Source organism: Thermomonospora umbrina (assembly GCF_003386555.1).
Taxonomy (GTDB): Bacteria; Actinomycetota; Actinomycetes; order Streptosporangiales; family Streptosporangiaceae; genus Thermomonospora; species Thermomonospora umbrina.
Map to the genome: position 1 here is coordinate 6,385,787 of NZ_QTTT01000001.1, position 16,259 is coordinate 6,402,045.

The window sequence follows — 16,259 nt, forward strand, 5'->3', positions numbered from 1 at the left end:
CGCCGGTCAGTCGACGCGGGCGACGCCTGCCAGAACACGCAACGGTCCGCCGTCGGGCGGCTCCGCGACACGCCACTGGTGCGCTTGAACCAGCCCCGGCTCCACCTTCGTCAACATCACCTCGATCGCAGACCGGCTCCTTAGACGCAGCGTCGTGGTGGGGGAATTGGCGTAGCTCTCCTCGATGTGCGCCTGGAGCCGCGGGTCGCAGTCCTCCGTCGTCGCGTGCGCCAAGACCACGTGGCTGCCCGGAGGACACGCCCCGGCGAGGTCCGCGACGATCCGGGCCGGGTCCTCCTCATCGGCGACGAAGTGCAGGACCGCGACCAGCAGCGCCGCCACTGGGCGTTCGAAATCGATCAGGCTCCGCGTGCCCGGCGCGTTGAGGATGCCGGGCACGTCGCGGGCGTCGCCGCGCACGAACTCCACGGACCCCTGCCCCTCCATCAGTGCCCGCGCGTGCACGACCACGGACGGGTCATTGTCGACGTACACGATCCGCGCGTCCGGGTTGACGCGCTGCGCGACCTCGTGGGTGTTCTCGACGGTGGGGAGCCCGGACCCGATGTCGAGGAACTGGTCGACGCCCTGATCTGCGAGGAGCGTGACGGCCCTACGGAGAAACGCCCGGTTGTACAGGGCGGTCTGCCGCAGCTCGGGTGCTTGAGCGAGGAGCTTCTCTGCGAACTGGCGGTCGACGGCGTAGTTCTCCCGGCCGCCGAGGACGTAGTCGTAAAGACGGGCGGGGGAGGGGACGGTGGTGTCGATACCGGGGGGTGGGGTGTCGCGCATCACCGGATCTTGACACACGCATGACAGCGTCGACAGTGGTTGTGGTGGCGGGTGACCGCGTCAGGTCGCCGATCCAGCACGCGCTTCCCACAGCAGCGCGACCTTCGCGTCGTGACGGCCGCCGGGGACGATCGTTGCCCACCATTGGTGCTGCCCGAGCAGGACCGCCGCCTCGAGGCGCTCCGCGCGGGCTTCGGCGAGGGCGGCGACGTGCTCGGCTTGCGGCTCGGTGAGCCCGGCGGCGATGTCGACGGCCTGCGGGAATCCGCGCCCGATCTCCTCGCAGCGGGCGTCCAGGTCGAGGAACGCTCGCTGCAAACGGACCAGGTCGGCGGGGATGTCGAGGTCGGTCACGGACACCACCGTAGGGGGAGCGTCGTGCGCATGAGACGTTCGGGTGCGGGCTAGACGGCCCTAGAAAACCTTAGGGAGGGCGCCGGGCCTCGGACCGGGAACGGCGCGATGCTGGGGATTTTGTGGGTATGAAACTGGGCGTCCTGTGGGCATTTCTGGGACACTGCTCCCATGACGAGTCCACCAGCGTCTGTCCCAGACGCACTGCCGGGGGAGATCCGGGAACTCCTACGCGGCGGCCTACCCGTCCGCGCCGGACATTGCGGGCCCTGCCTGCTGGCCCTTCGCGGAGTGAAAGCGCGGGCCCTTCACCCCGACGACCCAGAGAGCCGCGCCCGAGCACTCGACGGGCTGCTCCGTGAGCAACTCGACCGACTCGAGAACGCGGAGTTGGCCCCGGCGGCCCGGCTCCTGTTCGGCGCCGAGACCACGACGTCCGGGGCGACCCTGACTGCGAGGAGGGAAGCCGCCGCGAAGTCCTCCGGCTACGAGGTGCATCACTTCCGCAAGAGGATCGAACCGAAGGTCGTGGAACTGGTCGCCTGGCAACTCCTCCGCGACAGCGAAACCTTCTCGACGCGGCACGCGTCCGCGCCGGAGCTCCACGCCGCGACCGGGCCCCTCGCCCTCCCGGCCGACGTGTTCGCGTGGGAGGCCGCTGAACATCAGCACACCCTCGCCGGGCTGTGGGGGGCGGTGTACCTGCTGCGCGCCGAGCTCCTGACCGTCGCGCGCATGGTCAGCATGACCGCAGACGACGACGCGCTGTCGGCCGCCGCCGACGCGGCGCTGTGGAGGCACGCGCTCGTCCTGGTCGCCGTCGCCCGCTACCGCTCCGCCTACGGGGCGGTGATGCTCCACGCGGCCACCGAACTCGGCCCCGACGAGATCGCCGCGTACGCCGGCTGGACCCCCGCCCTCACCCCCGGCGAAGAACTCCTCCTGGCCGAGGTCGCCGACCCCACCCAGGGCCTCACCCACTTCATGACCCGGCTGACCGAGACCGAACGCGGCGCGGCGACCGTCCATGCCTGGCGTCGGTCGTTGACCGGCCGCCCCCACCGACAGGGCGGCGGCCCCGAAGAGGAAGTCACATCATGAGCCTCGACCAACTACTGAATCCGTCCACCTCGCCCCGCCGGTACGTGATCACCGGGGGCCCGTCCGCCGGGAAGGAAGCCGTCGTCGCCGAGCTGCACGCCCGGGGGATCCCCGCCACCGAGGGCGAACCGGCGAGGGAGATCTACCGCAGGCACCGCGACCGGCTCGGCCGGCATCTGCAGGTCGGTGACCGGCGCGCCTACTCCCGTGACGTGCTGCAGGCGTTCGTCGCCGAGTTCTGCGACCACACGGCTGGCCTGCGGTTCTACAACCGGGGCATCCCGGACGGGTACGGGTGGGACGCGTTCTTCGGCCTCAGCCCCTACCCCGAGCTGGAGGAGGCGTCCCGCGTCTACCGGTACGACGCCGTGTTCGTCCTCGACGCGCTGGACGACTTCGACTCCGAGGACGACCTGGTGTGGGCCAAGGAACGCGAGATCCGCCGCGTCCACGAACTGATCGTCCAGGGCTACTACGACGCCGGATACCGGCCGATCTTCGTTCCCGCCGACGAGCCCGCCCGCCGGGTGGAGTTCATCCTCGCCCAACTCCCCGTGCCGACGACCTGACCGAAGGGTGCCGTGATGAACGGCCGCAGTGACAGCGTGGAGATCATCAGCCCGAACAACGTGCTGGCCAACGCGATGCTTCGAAGCATCGACATGGTCCGGCCCCGCCTACAGGCCACCAACCCGGACCGGGTCGCGTTCTGCGTCGGCACACAGATCAACGGCGCCCCGCACCTGGGGACGTCGCTGGTGCAGACGGCGGCGTTCCTCCTCGCCAAGCAGACGAAACGCGCCTTCGGCGTCGACACCGTCGTCCGGTTCGGGGCCCTCGACAACGCCCCCTACGACATCCGCCTCGACCCCGAAACCCACCACGCCTACCAGACCACCTACTTCCACGCCCTCGGCGCGGACGGCGTCGATGACCTCCTCGGCAAGTACTACCGGGGGATGTTCGACTCCCTCGCCGACGCGACCGGCGTCGACTACGAGATCGAGACGTACACGGCTCAGCAGACCGACCCGGCGTTCCGCCACGAGTTCCTCGCGACGCTCGGCTGGCTCGACCAGATCCGGTGGCCTCTGGCACCCTCGCACGGGCAGGTCCACCTGCGGCTGCCCTGCCCGGAGTGCGGATGGGCCGAGAAACGCGCCGAGCGGACGAGGCTGCAGCGCACGGGGTCCGGCGGCGCGGACTTCACGGCGGTGTGCACCGACCACGGCGACTACGACATCGCCGTGACCGCCGACACCGGCGCCTACCTGGACCTGGCCACCCTGTACCGGAACCTCGTCAAGGAGCGGATGGCCGCCCGCGACCACGTCACCCTGTCGGTGATGGTCAAGGGCGGCGACTGGGCCTACGGCTGCCAACTGGTCGACGAGGCGTTCGCTCAGCTCCCCGGCCCGGTCCCGCCGCCACGGATCTTCACACCGATGGTCCTCACCGACACGGGCGCCAAGCTGTCCAAGTCCCTCATCCGGGAGGGGAAGGTGGCGCCGCCGCCGGGCACACACCCGTGGATGCTCGACGTCACCGAATGGCCCGGCAGCATCGACGACTACGTCGACGCCATGGTGTGGCTCGTCGGGAAGATGCTCGCCGACCCCAAACACCTCTACCGCTCGTACACCACACAGGAGCTGGACAGGATCATGACCGCACGTCCCGCGACCACGACGGGTGTCCGCGCCCGCGAGATGAACCTGTATCGCCGCTACTTCGACCTCGTCGCGTCCGGCCGTAAGACGATCGAGGTCCGCGTCCAGTACCCCAACCTGCGGAACCTCAAGGTCGGTGACCACATCCGTTTCGTGTGCGGCCGTGACGACGCCCTCACCCAGGTGAGACGCGTCGCCCGGTACTCCTCGTTCGAGGAGATGCTCGACAGCGAGGGGCCCGCGAGGGTCAATCCCGACAGCCCCCGCGAGCAGCAGCTCGCCAACATCCGCCGTATCTACGGGCCGGAGAAGGAAGCTCTAGGGGTCTTGGCCATCGAGATCGAGCTACTCGACCACGCCGTCTGACGGCGGCCCCGGCGGCCGTCCAGCGGGGTGGTCGCCGGGGTCTTCAGCCTGTTTAAGGCGCTGCCGCCTTGTGCCGTATCGACGGGTGCCACGGTTTCCCCTGGCAGACGGCAGCGCCTTCGAACCACGGTAGCCGTTCACCTGCTGCGACGATTCCCCTATGTGCGGCATCACCGCCCCGCTACGGTGATCCGCTATGGGTTGGTCCGAGAACCTCAACGTGGCCGCGGCTGGCTTTTCGGCGGTCGCCGCCTGGGGCGCATGGCTCGCGGCGAAACGCGCCACATCCGCGTCGATGGCGATGACCGGCATCGAGATCGAACGACGCCACGGCGAACTCACCCCAGAGTTCCGCATCACCTTGGAGGCCGACCGGTACGGGACGCCTCGCCGCGCGAACCTCAGGGTGGACCTCATCGGCCCTCCCGGGCTCGACCACCTCGACGAGGTCACGATCCGGATCCTGAACGAGGCCGAGAGGGATCACTGGGGGCAAGGCTTGCCCCCCGATGTCACGATGGACGAGGCGGAGCTGTTCGTGTGGGGGCCATGGGAGTTCGTCAGCACGGCAAGCGAGCAGGTCGTCAACAACCGTGAGACCAGGCCCCAAAGCTTCTCCCGGGTCGAGGGAGACAACTGGGCCCTGCTGGCGCTGCGTCCCACCCAGCCCGGGCATTGGATGAGCACAACGCCCGAGCAGTGGCGGGAAGAGCAGCAAGCGACGATCCGCGTGTCCATCACGGGCAGCCGGGAACCGTTCGACCCGTGGCACCTGCTCTACGAGATCCCGGCCGATGGCCTATCGGGCCCGCAGACGGAGCACGCAACGTAAGCGGCAACGCAGGTTTCGGAATCGCCGGTTGTAGCGCCACCCGGACTCTACGGTGCTCGGCATGGGAATCAAGCTGACCGACCTGGAACTCGACAACGGCCACGGCCTGTTCTACAACGTGCCTCACGCCGCAACCCTCGCCGAACTCCGAGACCGAACCAAGCCCGCCGACCACCTCATGCTGACCCTCCAGCCGGTGGTGACGTTCGCCGGCGACACAGAGGCGGAGGCGCTGCAGCGGGCGGCGGACTGGGTGGCCGACAGCTTGGGCGGGTCGGTGATCCTCGCTAGCTGGTTCAAGTTCAAGGCGGAAGAGGGCGGCGACGACTACTACGAGGTCGGCATGGTCCTCGAAGGATGAACCAGGCCCCGGGCCGGTCGGGACTCCCTACTCGGGGACGTCCGATGTGAGGCGGGTCGAGTCGTCGCCGTGGAGGTCTTCGGGTGAAGGCAGCCGATGCGCCAGGCGCTCCACCGCGGCTTTGCGTGCGGCTCGCTGCTCGGCGGCTGCCTCGTCGCTTAGTTCAGGTTCTGGCTCGGCATAGCCAGTCCATGGGTTGTAGTACTGCGCTCGGATCCCGAGGATCACGGCAGGAGGACGCTCACGGTACTTGCGGAAGACGCCATAGTCGTCGCTGGCGTGCCCTTCAAGGCTGTTGCAGCTTCCGCATAGCCGCCCTCGGATCAGCCCTGTCTTGTGGTCGTGGTCAACGACAAGTCTGCCGGGAACGCCGCATACCGCGCACTCGCGGTTCCACCAGGAGAGGAACAGCCCAGCGGAATCCTCGTCCTTGTAGGTGCGCGTCTCCGGAGCAGCCCAGGACCAGCAAGCAGGGTCGCGGTTCCAGTAGGTGCGACGGGCTTCTTCCGCTTCCTCGGCTGTCGGAGGCTGGGATGCGAGCAGCATCCGAGGCGCAATCGAGTTGGGCTTGGGGCTGGTCACAGGCCGATTCCCTTCATCGGGTTGTTCTTCCATGGATCGCCCGGTGGGGGAGCGGGCTGGGCATACGCCTTCTCGATCGGATCCCAGTACCGCTGTCTGATACCCAGTACGGATGCCGGGTTCCTGTCGCGGTAGCGGACAAACACGGGGGCGTTGCTCAGGCCCTCGGCGGTGTTGCACCTTGAGCACAAGCCACCGCGGATGAGTCCGGTTCTGTGGTCGTGGTCAGTGACCAGGACAGTCTTGCGTCCGCAGATTGCACAGCGGCCAGCCTGCCAGCCCCACAGAGGGGTGGTTCCCCACTCCTCGTCGAGCTCATAGCCCAGTGGAGGCCAAGACCAGCAGGCAGGATGTCCGTTCAGGAAGAGCCCACGTGCGAGCTGCAGCGGTAGTGCCGCCTCGCCGCGTCGAAGCTTGTCGTCCTCGAATGCCTGCCGTTCAGTGCGGGTGAGATGGCCTGTGCACGCCTTGGGATCGGGGAGGTGTCTCGGGTACCAATGGACGCGGTAGCCAGCGCATGGGTTGCCCTGGAGCGTCGTCCGTGTGCAGAGGTGGGCTGCTCGTCCGGTTTCCGGAGAGCCGTTCACAGGACCCCCTTGAGCGCGTTGTCTGTCCACCTGTCGGCGTCCTCCATGTAGCCGGCGAGCGCAGTGGAGTTGTCCGACCAGCCGCCTTGCCGGGCGATGCGGATCCGGTCGTGGCCCGCTTTCCGCGCCTCGGTGGCGAAGCCCCGGCGGACCGAGTGGCCAGACCACCGGCCCGTGAGCGCCTTCCTCCCTGCGCTGCGCGTGATGACCTGGCTGATCGCCTGTGCAGTCATCCGGCCTGTGGGATCCCCAATGGGTCGGCCGTCTCTGGTGATGTTGGGTCCGATGTGTCCGTGTCGGTTGATGCGGACGAACAGCGCGCCGGAGGTACGTCCGTGGTTCGCCAGGCACGCCTTCCATCGCATGACGGCTAGGACGGGGCACAGCGCGGGGTTCTCTGCGAAGGGGACCGCGATCTCGTCGAACCGCTGACCCTTCTTGCGGTAGACCTTGATGGTGAGGCCCTCGTCGGTCTCGACGGCGTCCTCGATGTCCAGGGAGGCGATCTCTGAGCGGCGCCCGGCGAACGAGAACCCAAGTAGCCAGATGGCGGCGTCTCGGACGCCGGCCGGGGTGGCGAGGTCAAACCCCGCGATTACCTGCGTCAGTGTGTCCTTGGTCGCGGCTGTGGCCTTTCTGGGCTTGGCCCGAGGGTCCCTGCTTTCGGCGAGCCGCGCCCGGTAGCCCTTGACGACCTTCGCCAGGCCGATGGAGTCGGGCGGTTCGAGGCCGGCTGCGCGGTGGGCGCTGCGGATCGCGGACCGAACGCGTTCGATGGAGCCGGGGGAGAGGGGCTTGGGCTCATCGCGGTAGGCGAGATGCGCGGCGTACTCGGTGAGTGTCTCGGCGGTGGCTGGGAGCGGGCTGCGGTCGTTGGCCTCGCACCAGTTCTTGAACTTGGTGAAGTCATTGCTGTAGGCGGCGCGGGTTGAGTCCGGGACGCCGGCCGCGACAGCGGTCCGTGCCGCCGCGGACAGGGCTCGATCGGGTGCGTGGAGGGTGGGGCTGGAGCGGGTGGGGACGACTTCGACAACCCTGTTCTGACTCACGAGAATGAAGCTTATGGTGAGTCAGGCGTGAAAAGGCGACGACACGCCGCACGCCCACCGCTCACTCCTCCGCCGCGTTCCCCATTCCCGCGAGAGCGTCCGGCATCGGCCTCCGCCCCCCGGTGTTCGGCCTTGCCGTCGCGCTGAACGGGAAGTCGCGTTGGAGCCACACGAGCCCGGCCAGGTTGGGAGGCATCTCCCAGCGCGCGGACCGGCCGAGGTCGAGGGTTCCTCCCGAGACACCCCGCGTGAGGTCTGACCCGTTGAACTGAATGACGATGGTTCCCCTCCCGGCGATCAAGTCGTCCACGACGTCGAGGGTGACGCCGGTGAACGGCTCCGCGCCCACGGCGACGATCAAGGGCACGTTGAGGTCGTCGGCGAGTTGCCGGTAGCGACTGACCTTGTCGTTCACCTTGCGGGCCATCTTCTCCGCGCTGACCCGCCCGGCGATCGGCGTCGGCCACGCCAACTCGGCGCGCAGACCACGCCCTCGCACAGGCCGGCCGCTGCCGTCGGTCATGACGACGAAGGCGTACCCGCAGGACTGGAACCGCCCGGTCATGTTGATCCGGAACAGGGACTCGCGCATCTCCTGCACGATGCGCTTCCCATCGCCGGCGGATGGCGGTTCCCAAGGAGAGTCCTCGGCGACCATGAAGACGAACGGGCTGGCAATGCTGTTGAACCGGTCACCGAAGCTCCGCCAGCCGCGGATCTGATCGTCGACCTCGCGGGGCGACTGGTCGGTGTGGACCTCAACGAGGCAGACGAGACCGCCGCCGTTGCCGTAGACGCTCCAGTCCGGCGAGAGCTTGCCCCACCGCTGCTCGTAGACGGGCGTCAGACCCGCGGTCCTTAGGGCCTCGCCCGCCGCGAGTTCGTAGATTGCGGAGTAGTGGTCGCGTTCCCGCCAGAGCTTGCCCGCCAACTGATGGCGCTGGTCCTTGCTGAGCAGCGCCAACTCCTGCCTCGCCCACCTTCGCAGGGCGGCGAACTCCTCCTTGACGGCGATGTCGTAGAGGAGGGACCGGTGATGCCAGAGCCTTGCCTCATCGCGTTTGATGAGCCGTTCGCGGAACTCCGCCTCGGCTTCGGCGCCGGGTACCTGCGGAGGCACGGCTACCGGTCTTCCTTCGTGCGCTGGCTCCCAAGCGCTGAGGCGATCTTCTCGACCGAGTTCGAGAGCTTGTCCAACACCTTCACCCCATCGTGAGTGGTCTTGACGCTTAGCGTCTCGATGCTGCGGTACATGGCCAGGTCGACTCGGTACGTCAGGGGCTCAACACGACCGAAGGGCCCCTCGGCCTCCACGGTGGCCTCATACGCCGTGGGTAGATCGGATTGAAGGCGCGTCTGGGTTGAGTCGAAGAACCACTCGATGCGGCGGCCGGGCGGCATCGCAGGGATGCCTTGCTGCATGGGGAGCGAGTCCCGGATCTTGAACATGTTCGGGTGGGACTCTGCGCATCGTTCGAGCGGAGGGTCGAAGGTGATTCGTACGTTGCGCGCGACGGTTGGCCCAATGTTCTCAATCACCAGGATGAAGATGCTGCTCACTAGGTCGGCTGGGCGGATGTCGACCACCACGTAGGGTTCCGCCTGTTCCCGGTGGGCCTGTTCTGAGAGTGCGAGCTGGCGCTGTGCCGTGTTGGCGGACTCCTGAGCGGTGACAGCCTGGTCGATCGCCATGTTGGTCTGTTGGCGCGTGAACCAGAACGTGAAGGTCGTGGAGAGGAGGAGAGTGAGAGCCGCGAGCAGCAGGTTTCCTGCGTCAACGCCCATATGGATACCCCGCATGCATGATCTTGGCGGTGTCAGGACCATGACCATAAGGCCCACTGCGCCGCCATGGGGGGATACTTCCGGGTTTCCGGTCGGCAGAGGCCGGCCGGGCTACTTCATCCTGGGCTCTCACCGTTGTCGTTGAACCGGGCCACGACGTGGGCGCTGCCGCGTTCCTTGCCGCTGCTGTAGGTGTTGACGCTCTCGACCGCGACCGCCGAGTCGAGGCGCTCGAGCTTGACGCGGCCGTCGTCGTAGAGGAACAGAGCGAGGCCGCTGGGCCACTCGTACTTGTCGAAGCCCCACTGCTCGTTTCGGGTGATCCTGGGGCTGCCGTGGCGGGGGTTGCCGGTCATGCTCGTCTCCAGTGGGTCGCGGTGCTGTTCTACCCGTGCGTGCAACTACTCGGACTACTCCACGGCTCCGTCTGCAGCGCCGCGCTGCGTTCGCCACGGAGGCGGCGGTACATGGGCCTCGACCTCCGCGAGTCTGAGGGCCACCGTGATCACAAACTGGCGGCAGTAGTCGAAGTGCTCGCGGGTGGGTGCGTACTCGGGGATGTCATGTACCTCCCGAGTGCCTGCCAGTGAGTAGAAGACCCCCGGCGTCAGCATCTGGAATCGGTGGTACTTGTGGTAGTCGATCCCGATCGCCACGACCTGCATCGCGGCCTGGAGTTCGACCACACTGTTGGTCGTCGCAGCGATCTGTTCACCAAGCGCCTCTGCCCCCCTGGGCGGTACACCGCGACGCTTTTGGTGGTCTGGCTGGTACAGGACGGCCGCTGTCTTCTTCTTATTCATCACGTGCCGGATCCGGGGGCCGAATGCCAGCGGTGAGTCCTTGGGTCTATCGGACCACGGGCTGCCGCTGAACAGCACAGAGTACGCGTCCCGGAGAAGGCTCATGGCGTGGGTGTGTCTACCGGAGCCCCACTCTGATGTCGCCTCGTTGACGAGGGTGCGTGTCTCATCCTGCGGGATCAGGCTGGCCAGGTTGATCTCGTCGTAGGCGATGCCGAACACCTTCGGAGTGTTCTCCTCGAAGAACGCGGCCACATCACCGCGGCACTGCTCGACGGCAGCGTCCCCCGGGAGTGAACCGACGTGCTTGAACGCATTCCTCAGCCGATTGAGTCGGTCCATGGCGACCTTGCCGGACAGGTCAACGCCGCCCGACCCCAACTTCTTGGTGCCGAGTTCGCCCCAGTACTGCAGGAACTTGATGTGGTCGGACAGTGCCGCGCCGAGGTGCTCGCCAGCCAAGATGAGGAAGTGCTCCACTGAGTCGTGGAACGATAGGACGCTGGTGAAGTTGACTGGCTCCGGCAGTCGGGACTGGTCAACGCCCTGCTGGTGCAGGAAGCGGATGAATGCCAAGCGCTTCATCGTGAGCTGGTTGAGGCATTGCTGGGGGGTGGTCATGCTATCCATCCTGGCGGGAGCTTGCTGCCGCCGCATCCGTATCGCGCAACCGGCTTTTGATCGTTCGGAACGTCATTCCGGCTCGTCATCGCCGCTGTCTCCGCGTTTGAGCGCCACGGGACCATACGCAGGCCCAGCAGGGCTTCGGGGCTGAGATCCCCTGCTGGCGCTCATGGCGAGCTGGGCGTCTCGCCCAGCGGCTCGCAGCCGTCCTCGCTACAGAGCAGCACTCCCGTCAGGGGGTCGGGCGGCGGCAGATAGAAGAAGTTGATGGGAAAGCCCGTGAGCAACGCCAGTGCCTGCAACTGCTCATCGGTCGGGATCCGTTCGCCTGTCTCCCACTCGTCCACCATGGGCTCCTGGCCGCCGAGCGTCTCATCGACCTCGGGCCCGTATAGGCCACAGATGTCCAAGGCGATGGTGATGCGTTCGGGTGTGGGCGGCCCGTGGCGTCGTTCGGCTTGGCGGACCTTGTCCATGACCTTGGCGATCTGCATCTGCCGCCTGGTCCCGACTCCGAAGGTGCCTGCTGGCGCGGTAGAACGGTGCCGCTCGCGGCGTTCGCGGGCGCGGCTGAGGTCGTCGGCCATGCTCGATTCTCCCATTTCCGCAGGTCGGACGCCGGTTTGCGCTTCCGGGGCTTTCTCAATCCCTACGAGATCGCCAGACGGCCGGCTCGTTGGTCATACCGCCTCGTTCCAAGGCCCCCAGACGCTGTATGGCCGGTTCTCCGTGGGGCCTTCGTAGTCGCGGTATACGACCACGCCGTTGTGCGTCTGAGCTGCGGTGCGGGCCATCGCCTCGGCGTCGGGGCCGGTGATGTCGAAGATGTTCTCACCGTCTACGCGGGCGGCCCACTGTCTGAAGGGCGCTGTCATCGCTTCGTGTCCCCCTCGGCGGTGAAATCCCGCCACGCTTCGCCGCCGCGCTCCCGGTCCTTGCTCAGCGCCTTCTCCCACGTCATGGTGCGGGGCCGTCCGTAGACGCGCTCCGGCCGGCCGGCGGCGACATGTGCGAGGGCCTCTCGAACGCTCTTACGGGCCTGCTCGGCCGCCCACCCGGCGAACACCTCGACCAGTTCGTCTTCCATGGCATCCCACCTGGTGATCGTGTCGGTCTCCGTGCTGAACACCGCGTACCGGCCGTCCGGCTGCCGGATGATCTGTCTTCCCACTGTCACTCCCCTCCTCTGCCAGTGGTGCCCTTTTGTGCGGTCACGGTCCCACAGTTCTCGCCTTTGACGGCCTGCCGGTGGACTTCCTCAAGGAACGCCCACCCGGCCGGTGTGTGCCGGTACTGCTCGAACGGTGCCGGTGCGACGACGAGCTCCGGCTCGCAGCAGGCGTTGATGACCAGACCGATGCCGTACAGGTCGGCGGTCACGGCCGCGTCGTGGAGATCCTTCGGGGAGCCGGTGAGGACGAGGGCACGAGGGCAGTACGAGGCGTAGCGGCTGGCGCGGGTGAGACCTGGCCGCCACTGCCGGCCTGTGACGACTGCGAGCTTGACGTCCAGGGGGCGGGTGATGCGGCGGACGACGCCGTCGAGGGTCAAGTCGACGCGGCCGGGCGGCAGCCGCAGGAAGTCGCGGCGGTCGTACTTGGTGAGGTCGTCGCCGGGCACTGGGAGACCGATGGGGAGGTTCATGAGGCGGTCGAGCCAATCAAGGCGCGTCACGGCGGTCAGGCCGGTGGCCTCTCTTCGCGCGGCTTCCTCGGTGTCGGGCTTGTAGTAGATGGTCGCTTTGGTGAGCGGCGCGGCCACCTTGGCGCTGGAGAGGTTCGCGGCGTCGACGGCGAGGGCCTCGAGGGCGAGTGCGTGGTCCGGGGTCATGGCGCTCCCGTGATGATCGAGAGTCTGGGTCGCCGTGGGATCGGCTGCCGCCCCGGGACGGGCCACTCGTCGGCGGCCAGCCCGTGGTAGGGCCGCTCCCAGGTGTACGGGGCGCCCATGGTGCGTCGGACTGCTTCGGCGTACACCGTCTCCCAATCCGCGGTGAAGTAGCACGGCAACAACCCGCCGATGTTGGGGATCGGTGGGGGCGGGTCGCCGAGGGCGTCGTACTGGGCTTGGACCTGGCGGGCGCGGTCGTGGTGGCGTCGGCAGAACCAGTGGGTGCGGGTCCAGCCCGTGACCATGTCGGCTTCGGTGACGCGGATGGAGCCGCTGGCGCCGCAGACCCGGCCGCCGTCGGTGGGGTCGTAAGGGGCGGGAGCGCCGGCGGGCGGGACGTGAACGATCGTCTGGGCCTCTCGGAGGCCGGTCGCGGTCGCTCGGGGTGCGGGGCGGGGCTTGTAGGGGCGGTGGCGTGGCCCTTCGCAGGGGCCCGTCAGGTGGTGGCCGCCGGGCTGTTCGTAGCGGGGCGCGTCGGCGGCGATGAGGTCCCAGACGCGGGGCTTCCCGTACCGGTTGCGGCCGAGGACGCGGCGTACATGCTGCCAGAACGGGCCGCCTTGCGGCCGGTCGGGGTGACGGAACATCACCCAGCCCATCGCGAGGACGACTTCGCGGGTGCCGGGCGCCATACGTGCGTCGCCGTACACCTCGCGGCACAGCTTGTCGTATTTGGTGAGGTGTGGGTCGTCGCTCATTGCGCTCTCCTACGGTCGGGTTGAGTCGTCGAAGATCGTGCAGGGCTGTGGTCACCGAGCGGTCGGGATCGGCCTCCTGGTCGGCTTGGATGCGGGGGCGTTCGCGTGGCTAGCGCTCTACGACGTCCTTGGAGAGGTCACGGTCCTGGTGCTCGACGTCGTGGTCACGGCGCAGGGACTCGGCGAGCGAGCCGGCCACGGTTGGGGCGCGGTGTCGGCCTCCCGAGCACCCCACGGCGATCGTCAGCACGGCGCTGCCGGGGCCTGCGAGGTAGGCGTTAGCGAGATCGCAGGTGGACTCGATCAGGGCCCAGATGCCCGGGGTCCGGCGGACCGCATCCCGCACATCGAAGTCTTCTGCGGTCATGTACCGGAGCTTGGGGCTGATGTGGGGGTCGCGGAAGTGGACGCGCAGGTCGAGGGTCACGTGGGCGGGGGGCGGGTCGCCGTGGAGGTAGCCGAACGACACGATTCGGACGGCTGGGACGTTGCGGTGTTCCATGGTTGGTGCTCCTCAGAGCTGGTCCCAGGTTTGGTGTGGGGTGCGGCCCCGGCCGGTGCGGAAGACCGGCCGGGGCACTACTCAGAGCCTTGCCGCCGGGCCGAGGGTCGGGAAGTGGTTTCCCGTCTCCTCTTCAGGTGACCGATCGGTCATCCTCGGCTGGTCGGGCCCGTCGTTAGGACGACCACGGTGGCGTCGTCGCGGTAACCGTCCGCGTCGGGTTCGGTGGCGGCCACCAGGGCCTCGGCGAGGGCCTTCGGGTCGTCGGCGTACTCGCCGATCAGGTCCTCCAGGACCCCATCGGGAAGCCCGTCGACCACGCCGTCGGTGCACAGCAGCACCAGTTCGTCCGGCGGGACGTAGGCGGTGAAGGCCGTTGCGATGGTCGCCTGCGACAGGCAGGTGCGCAGCCAGTTGTCATGGGCGGCGGCGACGTCCAGAGCGACGCCGTTGCGCCGGAGCTGTTCCCCGACGGTCGCGTCGGTGGAGTACTGCCGTACCCGCTGCCCATCGAACCCGTAGACCCGGCTGTCGCCGCACCAGCCGATGCGGGTCTCCTCCCCGGCCTTGACGACGGCGACGACCGCGACGGCGTCCGGGGTGTCACCGTCGACGCCGGGGTCGGCGACGACTTCGCCGGCGGTCAGCAGCGCGGCCAAGACGCCCCGGCGGGCGGCGGTCCGGGCGATCACCTCGGCGAGTACGTGGGACATGTCGGCGATCTGGGGGTCGTTGCCGATGCCCTCGACCACGGCCGCCGTGGTGGTGCCGTCGGCGGCGGTGAACGTGGCGGCGGCGTCGCAGTTGTGGGTGCGGACGCCCCGGCGGGACGCGGTCGCGGTGACGACGCGGTCTCGGACGCTCACGTGGCCTCCTGCTCGTCTCGGACGTAGAGGTCGAGGTAGACGCGGCTGCCGGGATCGGAGCGGTTGGGGTAGGGACGGGAGACGTGACCCGCCTGGATCCGGCCGCCGGACAGGGCTGGGAGGTTGTCGGTCAACAACTGGGTGATGAACCGAACGGTGGCGTCGTCGCCGGAGAGCCGGACGTTGACGGGCCGGACGAACGGCTCGTGCCGGCTGGGGCTGGTCATCGTGGGCGCTCCTGGCGTCATACGTCGGATGCGTTGGGCTCGGTGAGCCAGTCCGGCGGGGTGTTGTTCCGCTGAGAGTTGCGGAGCGCGGCGCCCAGGCAGCGCCACAGCGCCCACGCTTCGTCCATTCCCATCCCGAACCGGCTGCTGCCTGCGCCGACGGAGATGTAGACGTCGGGGTACCCGCCGCCCTGGCGGACGGTGACCGCGGTGGTCCTGTCGTCGTAGGGATTGGGGACACGCAGCCGGTAGTAGCGCCTAGCCATTCCGGATCCCTTCTACGGGGGTATTCCTCATTGTGGTCCTTGCTCAGATCGGTCGGTCTGCGAATGGGTTGGTGGCGTGGCCGCGCATGATGTCGTCGAGCAGGGCGGCGACCTCGATTGCGCCGGCCGGGGTGGCGGGCGCGTAAATGGTGAAGGTGCGAGTGCGGCGCTGGTCGACCATCACGTGCCAGTCGGCGTCTGCGTAGATCCGCACCACCAGCCCGGTACGCGCGGGCCCCCATGTGCGGCCACCGGGCACGGGCTCGACGGCGACGTCCCAGCCGCCGCCGTGACGGGCGGGTGCGGTCGTCAGCCCGCGGCGGACGCACTCGGAGGTCAGGGCGTCGATGAGGGGGCGGGCCTGTGCGGCGGTGCGCTCGGGCTCTGGGCGGCGCCCGTGCCGTTCCGACACCGATTCGGCGGCGGCCGTCACCAGCCACCCGGCGGCTTCCGCCGTTGGTGGGACGCCGTGCCGTTCGGCGACGGCCAGGAGGTCGGCCAGGAGCTCGCCCGCCTCGGTGATAACGGACGGGACGTACAGGGCTCGCTGGCGGGCCAGGTAGGTGGCCACCCGGTCGCGTGGGCTGTCGGTCATCGGATGCACCGTCGGCTCGAGCAGTACCGGCAGCCGGGGCATCCGTCGTCGCCCACGGTGAACAGATCCGGGCCGTTGTGAGTCGTGACCCTGCCGTCTTCGTGCTGGACGTCCCACCGCCCGGCCTTGAAGTCGCCGGAGACGATCACGCCCGTCATGCTGCCGTCGAGGTTCCTGACCTTCTTGCCGATGCTCTCGGCGGTCCTGCGGGCGAAATACTCATCGCTCTTCTTGGACACGGCGTGGTTCCTCTCCGCTGCTGACGTTGCCGTCAGGGACTGGGTGTCTCGGCTGTTCTCTTGAGGGCCT

At 68.2% G+C, this 16,259-nt stretch carries 25 protein-coding genes; 5 read left to right on the forward strand and 20 right to left on the reverse strand.

The annotated features are described in order from the left end of the window. Positions 1 to 6: 6 nt before the first annotated feature. Together DFJ69_RS28710 and DFJ69_RS28715 are read right to left on the reverse strand one after the other, a co-directional pair. Positions 7 to 792: an SAM-dependent methyltransferase gene (locus DFJ69_RS28710; protein ID WP_116025472.1), complete on the reverse strand. Its 786-nt coding sequence runs from the start codon at positions 790 to 792 to the stop codon at positions 7 to 9. Positions 793 to 852: 60 nt separating this feature from the next. Further along, the gene (locus DFJ69_RS28715; protein WP_147312444.1) at positions 853 to 1,146 is read right to left on the reverse strand and encodes a hypothetical protein; all 294 of its coding nucleotides are present in this window, start codon (positions 1,144 to 1,146) and stop codon (positions 853 to 855) included. Positions 1,147 to 1,437: 291 nt separating this feature from the next. Here DFJ69_RS28715 and DFJ69_RS28720 point away from each other — a divergent pair, with 291 nt between their 5' ends. From DFJ69_RS28720 to DFJ69_RS28740, 5 genes are all read left to right on the forward strand, one after another. Then, positions 1,438 to 2,247 (forward strand): hypothetical protein, encoded by an 810-nt coding sequence (locus DFJ69_RS28720; protein WP_116025474.1) that lies wholly within the window; start codon positions 1,438 to 1,440, stop codon positions 2,245 to 2,247. Then, positions 2,244 to 2,816 (forward strand): AAA family ATPase, encoded by a 573-nt coding sequence (locus DFJ69_RS28725; RefSeq protein WP_116025475.1) that lies wholly within the window; start codon positions 2,244 to 2,246, stop codon positions 2,814 to 2,816. The genes DFJ69_RS28720 and DFJ69_RS28725 overlap by 4 nt, the downstream gene beginning before the upstream one ends. A gap of 15 nt (positions 2,817 to 2,831) precedes the next feature. Continuing rightward, the gene (locus tag DFJ69_RS35780) at positions 2,832 to 4,283 is read left to right on the forward strand and encodes an ASCH domain-containing protein (RefSeq protein WP_245974621.1); all 1,452 of its coding nucleotides are present in this window, start codon (positions 2,832 to 2,834) and stop codon (positions 4,281 to 4,283) included. Positions 4,284 to 4,479: 196 nt separating this feature from the next. Then, positions 4,480 to 5,115 (forward strand): hypothetical protein, encoded by a 636-nt coding sequence (locus DFJ69_RS28735; protein ID WP_116025476.1) that lies wholly within the window; start codon positions 4,480 to 4,482, stop codon positions 5,113 to 5,115. Between the two features lie 61 nt (positions 5,116 to 5,176). After that, positions 5,177 to 5,476 carry a hypothetical protein gene (locus DFJ69_RS28740; protein WP_116025477.1) on the forward strand — a complete coding sequence of 100 codons (300 nt, stop codon included), beginning with the start codon at positions 5,177 to 5,179 and terminating at the stop codon, positions 5,474 to 5,476. 27 nt (positions 5,477 to 5,503) lie between these two features. Here the strand turns inward: DFJ69_RS28740 and DFJ69_RS28745 are convergent, their stop codons facing one another. From DFJ69_RS28745 to DFJ69_RS33890, 18 genes are all read right to left on the reverse strand, one after another. Continuing rightward, complete coding sequence (locus DFJ69_RS28745) at positions 5,504 to 6,058, reverse strand: endonuclease domain-containing protein (RefSeq protein WP_211328833.1); 555 nt, start codon at positions 6,056 to 6,058, stop codon at positions 5,504 to 5,506. Further along, entirely contained in the window at positions 6,055 to 6,675 is a 621-nt protein-coding gene (locus DFJ69_RS36535; RefSeq protein WP_425453391.1) for an endonuclease domain-containing protein, read from the reverse strand. The genes DFJ69_RS28745 and DFJ69_RS36535 overlap by 4 nt, the downstream gene beginning before the upstream one ends. Continuing rightward, positions 6,642 to 7,694: a site-specific integrase gene (locus DFJ69_RS28755; RefSeq protein ID WP_170177820.1), complete on the reverse strand. Its 1,053-nt coding sequence runs from the start codon at positions 7,692 to 7,694 to the stop codon at positions 6,642 to 6,644. Before DFJ69_RS28755 ends, DFJ69_RS36535 begins: the two co-directional genes overlap by 34 nt. 61 nt (positions 7,695 to 7,755) lie before the next feature. Further along, positions 7,756 to 8,814, reverse strand: coding sequence for a hypothetical protein (locus tag DFJ69_RS28760; protein ID WP_116025480.1), 1,059 nt, complete (start codon positions 8,812 to 8,814; stop codon positions 7,756 to 7,758). 2 nt (positions 8,815 to 8,816) lie between these two features. Continuing rightward, positions 8,817 to 9,479 (reverse strand): hypothetical protein, encoded by a 663-nt coding sequence (locus tag DFJ69_RS28765; protein WP_147312445.1) that lies wholly within the window; start codon positions 9,477 to 9,479, stop codon positions 8,817 to 8,819. 116 nt (positions 9,480 to 9,595) lie between these two features. Further along, positions 9,596 to 9,835 (reverse strand): hypothetical protein, encoded by a 240-nt coding sequence (locus DFJ69_RS28770; protein WP_116025482.1) that lies wholly within the window; start codon positions 9,833 to 9,835, stop codon positions 9,596 to 9,598. 54 nt (positions 9,836 to 9,889) lie between these two features. Then, on the reverse strand, positions 9,890 to 10,903 hold the full coding sequence (locus DFJ69_RS28775; protein ID WP_147312446.1) for a hypothetical protein: 1,014 nt from the start codon (positions 10,901 to 10,903) through the stop codon (positions 9,890 to 9,892). A gap of 170 nt (positions 10,904 to 11,073) precedes the next feature. Beyond that, the gene (locus DFJ69_RS28780) at positions 11,074 to 11,493 is read right to left on the reverse strand and encodes a hypothetical protein (protein WP_116025484.1); all 420 of its coding nucleotides are present in this window, start codon (positions 11,491 to 11,493) and stop codon (positions 11,074 to 11,076) included. Positions 11,494 to 11,586: 93 nt separating this feature from the next. After that, positions 11,587 to 11,781 (reverse strand): hypothetical protein, encoded by a 195-nt coding sequence (locus DFJ69_RS28785; protein WP_116025485.1) that lies wholly within the window; start codon positions 11,779 to 11,781, stop codon positions 11,587 to 11,589. Next, positions 11,778 to 12,077: a hypothetical protein gene (locus tag DFJ69_RS28790; protein WP_116025486.1), complete on the reverse strand. Its 300-nt coding sequence runs from the start codon at positions 12,075 to 12,077 to the stop codon at positions 11,778 to 11,780. Before DFJ69_RS28790 ends, DFJ69_RS28785 begins: the two co-directional genes overlap by 4 nt. Before the next feature lie 2 nt (positions 12,078 to 12,079). Beyond that, on the reverse strand, positions 12,080 to 12,736 hold the full coding sequence (locus DFJ69_RS28795; protein WP_116025487.1) for a hypothetical protein: 657 nt from the start codon (positions 12,734 to 12,736) through the stop codon (positions 12,080 to 12,082). Then, positions 12,733 to 13,494, reverse strand: coding sequence for a hypothetical protein (locus tag DFJ69_RS28800; protein ID WP_116025488.1), 762 nt, complete (start codon positions 13,492 to 13,494; stop codon positions 12,733 to 12,735). The genes DFJ69_RS28795 and DFJ69_RS28800 overlap by 4 nt, the downstream gene beginning before the upstream one ends. 109 nt (positions 13,495 to 13,603) lie before the next feature. Beyond that, a complete protein-coding gene (locus tag DFJ69_RS28805) occupies positions 13,604 to 13,996 on the reverse strand; it encodes a RapZ C-terminal domain-containing protein (RefSeq protein ID WP_116025489.1) in 393 nt (130 codons plus the stop codon). Between the two features lie 149 nt (positions 13,997 to 14,145). Continuing rightward, on the reverse strand, positions 14,146 to 14,862 hold the full coding sequence (locus DFJ69_RS35785) for a PP2C family protein-serine/threonine phosphatase (RefSeq protein ID WP_116025490.1): 717 nt from the start codon (positions 14,860 to 14,862) through the stop codon (positions 14,146 to 14,148). Continuing rightward, positions 14,859 to 15,089: a hypothetical protein gene (locus DFJ69_RS35790; protein WP_116025491.1), complete on the reverse strand. Its 231-nt coding sequence runs from the start codon at positions 15,087 to 15,089 to the stop codon at positions 14,859 to 14,861. The genes DFJ69_RS35785 and DFJ69_RS35790 overlap by 4 nt, the downstream gene beginning before the upstream one ends. A gap of 17 nt (positions 15,090 to 15,106) precedes the next feature. After that, positions 15,107 to 15,355: a hypothetical protein gene (locus DFJ69_RS35795; RefSeq protein ID WP_116025492.1), complete on the reverse strand. Its 249-nt coding sequence runs from the start codon at positions 15,353 to 15,355 to the stop codon at positions 15,107 to 15,109. Positions 15,356 to 15,398: 43 nt separating this feature from the next. Continuing rightward, positions 15,399 to 15,950: a hypothetical protein gene (locus tag DFJ69_RS35800; protein WP_147312447.1), complete on the reverse strand. Its 552-nt coding sequence runs from the start codon at positions 15,948 to 15,950 to the stop codon at positions 15,399 to 15,401. Continuing rightward, positions 15,947 to 16,189 (reverse strand): hypothetical protein, encoded by a 243-nt coding sequence (locus tag DFJ69_RS33890; protein ID WP_147312448.1) that lies wholly within the window; start codon positions 16,187 to 16,189, stop codon positions 15,947 to 15,949. Before DFJ69_RS33890 ends, DFJ69_RS35800 begins: the two co-directional genes overlap by 4 nt. Positions 16,190 to 16,259 lie beyond the last annotated feature (70 nt).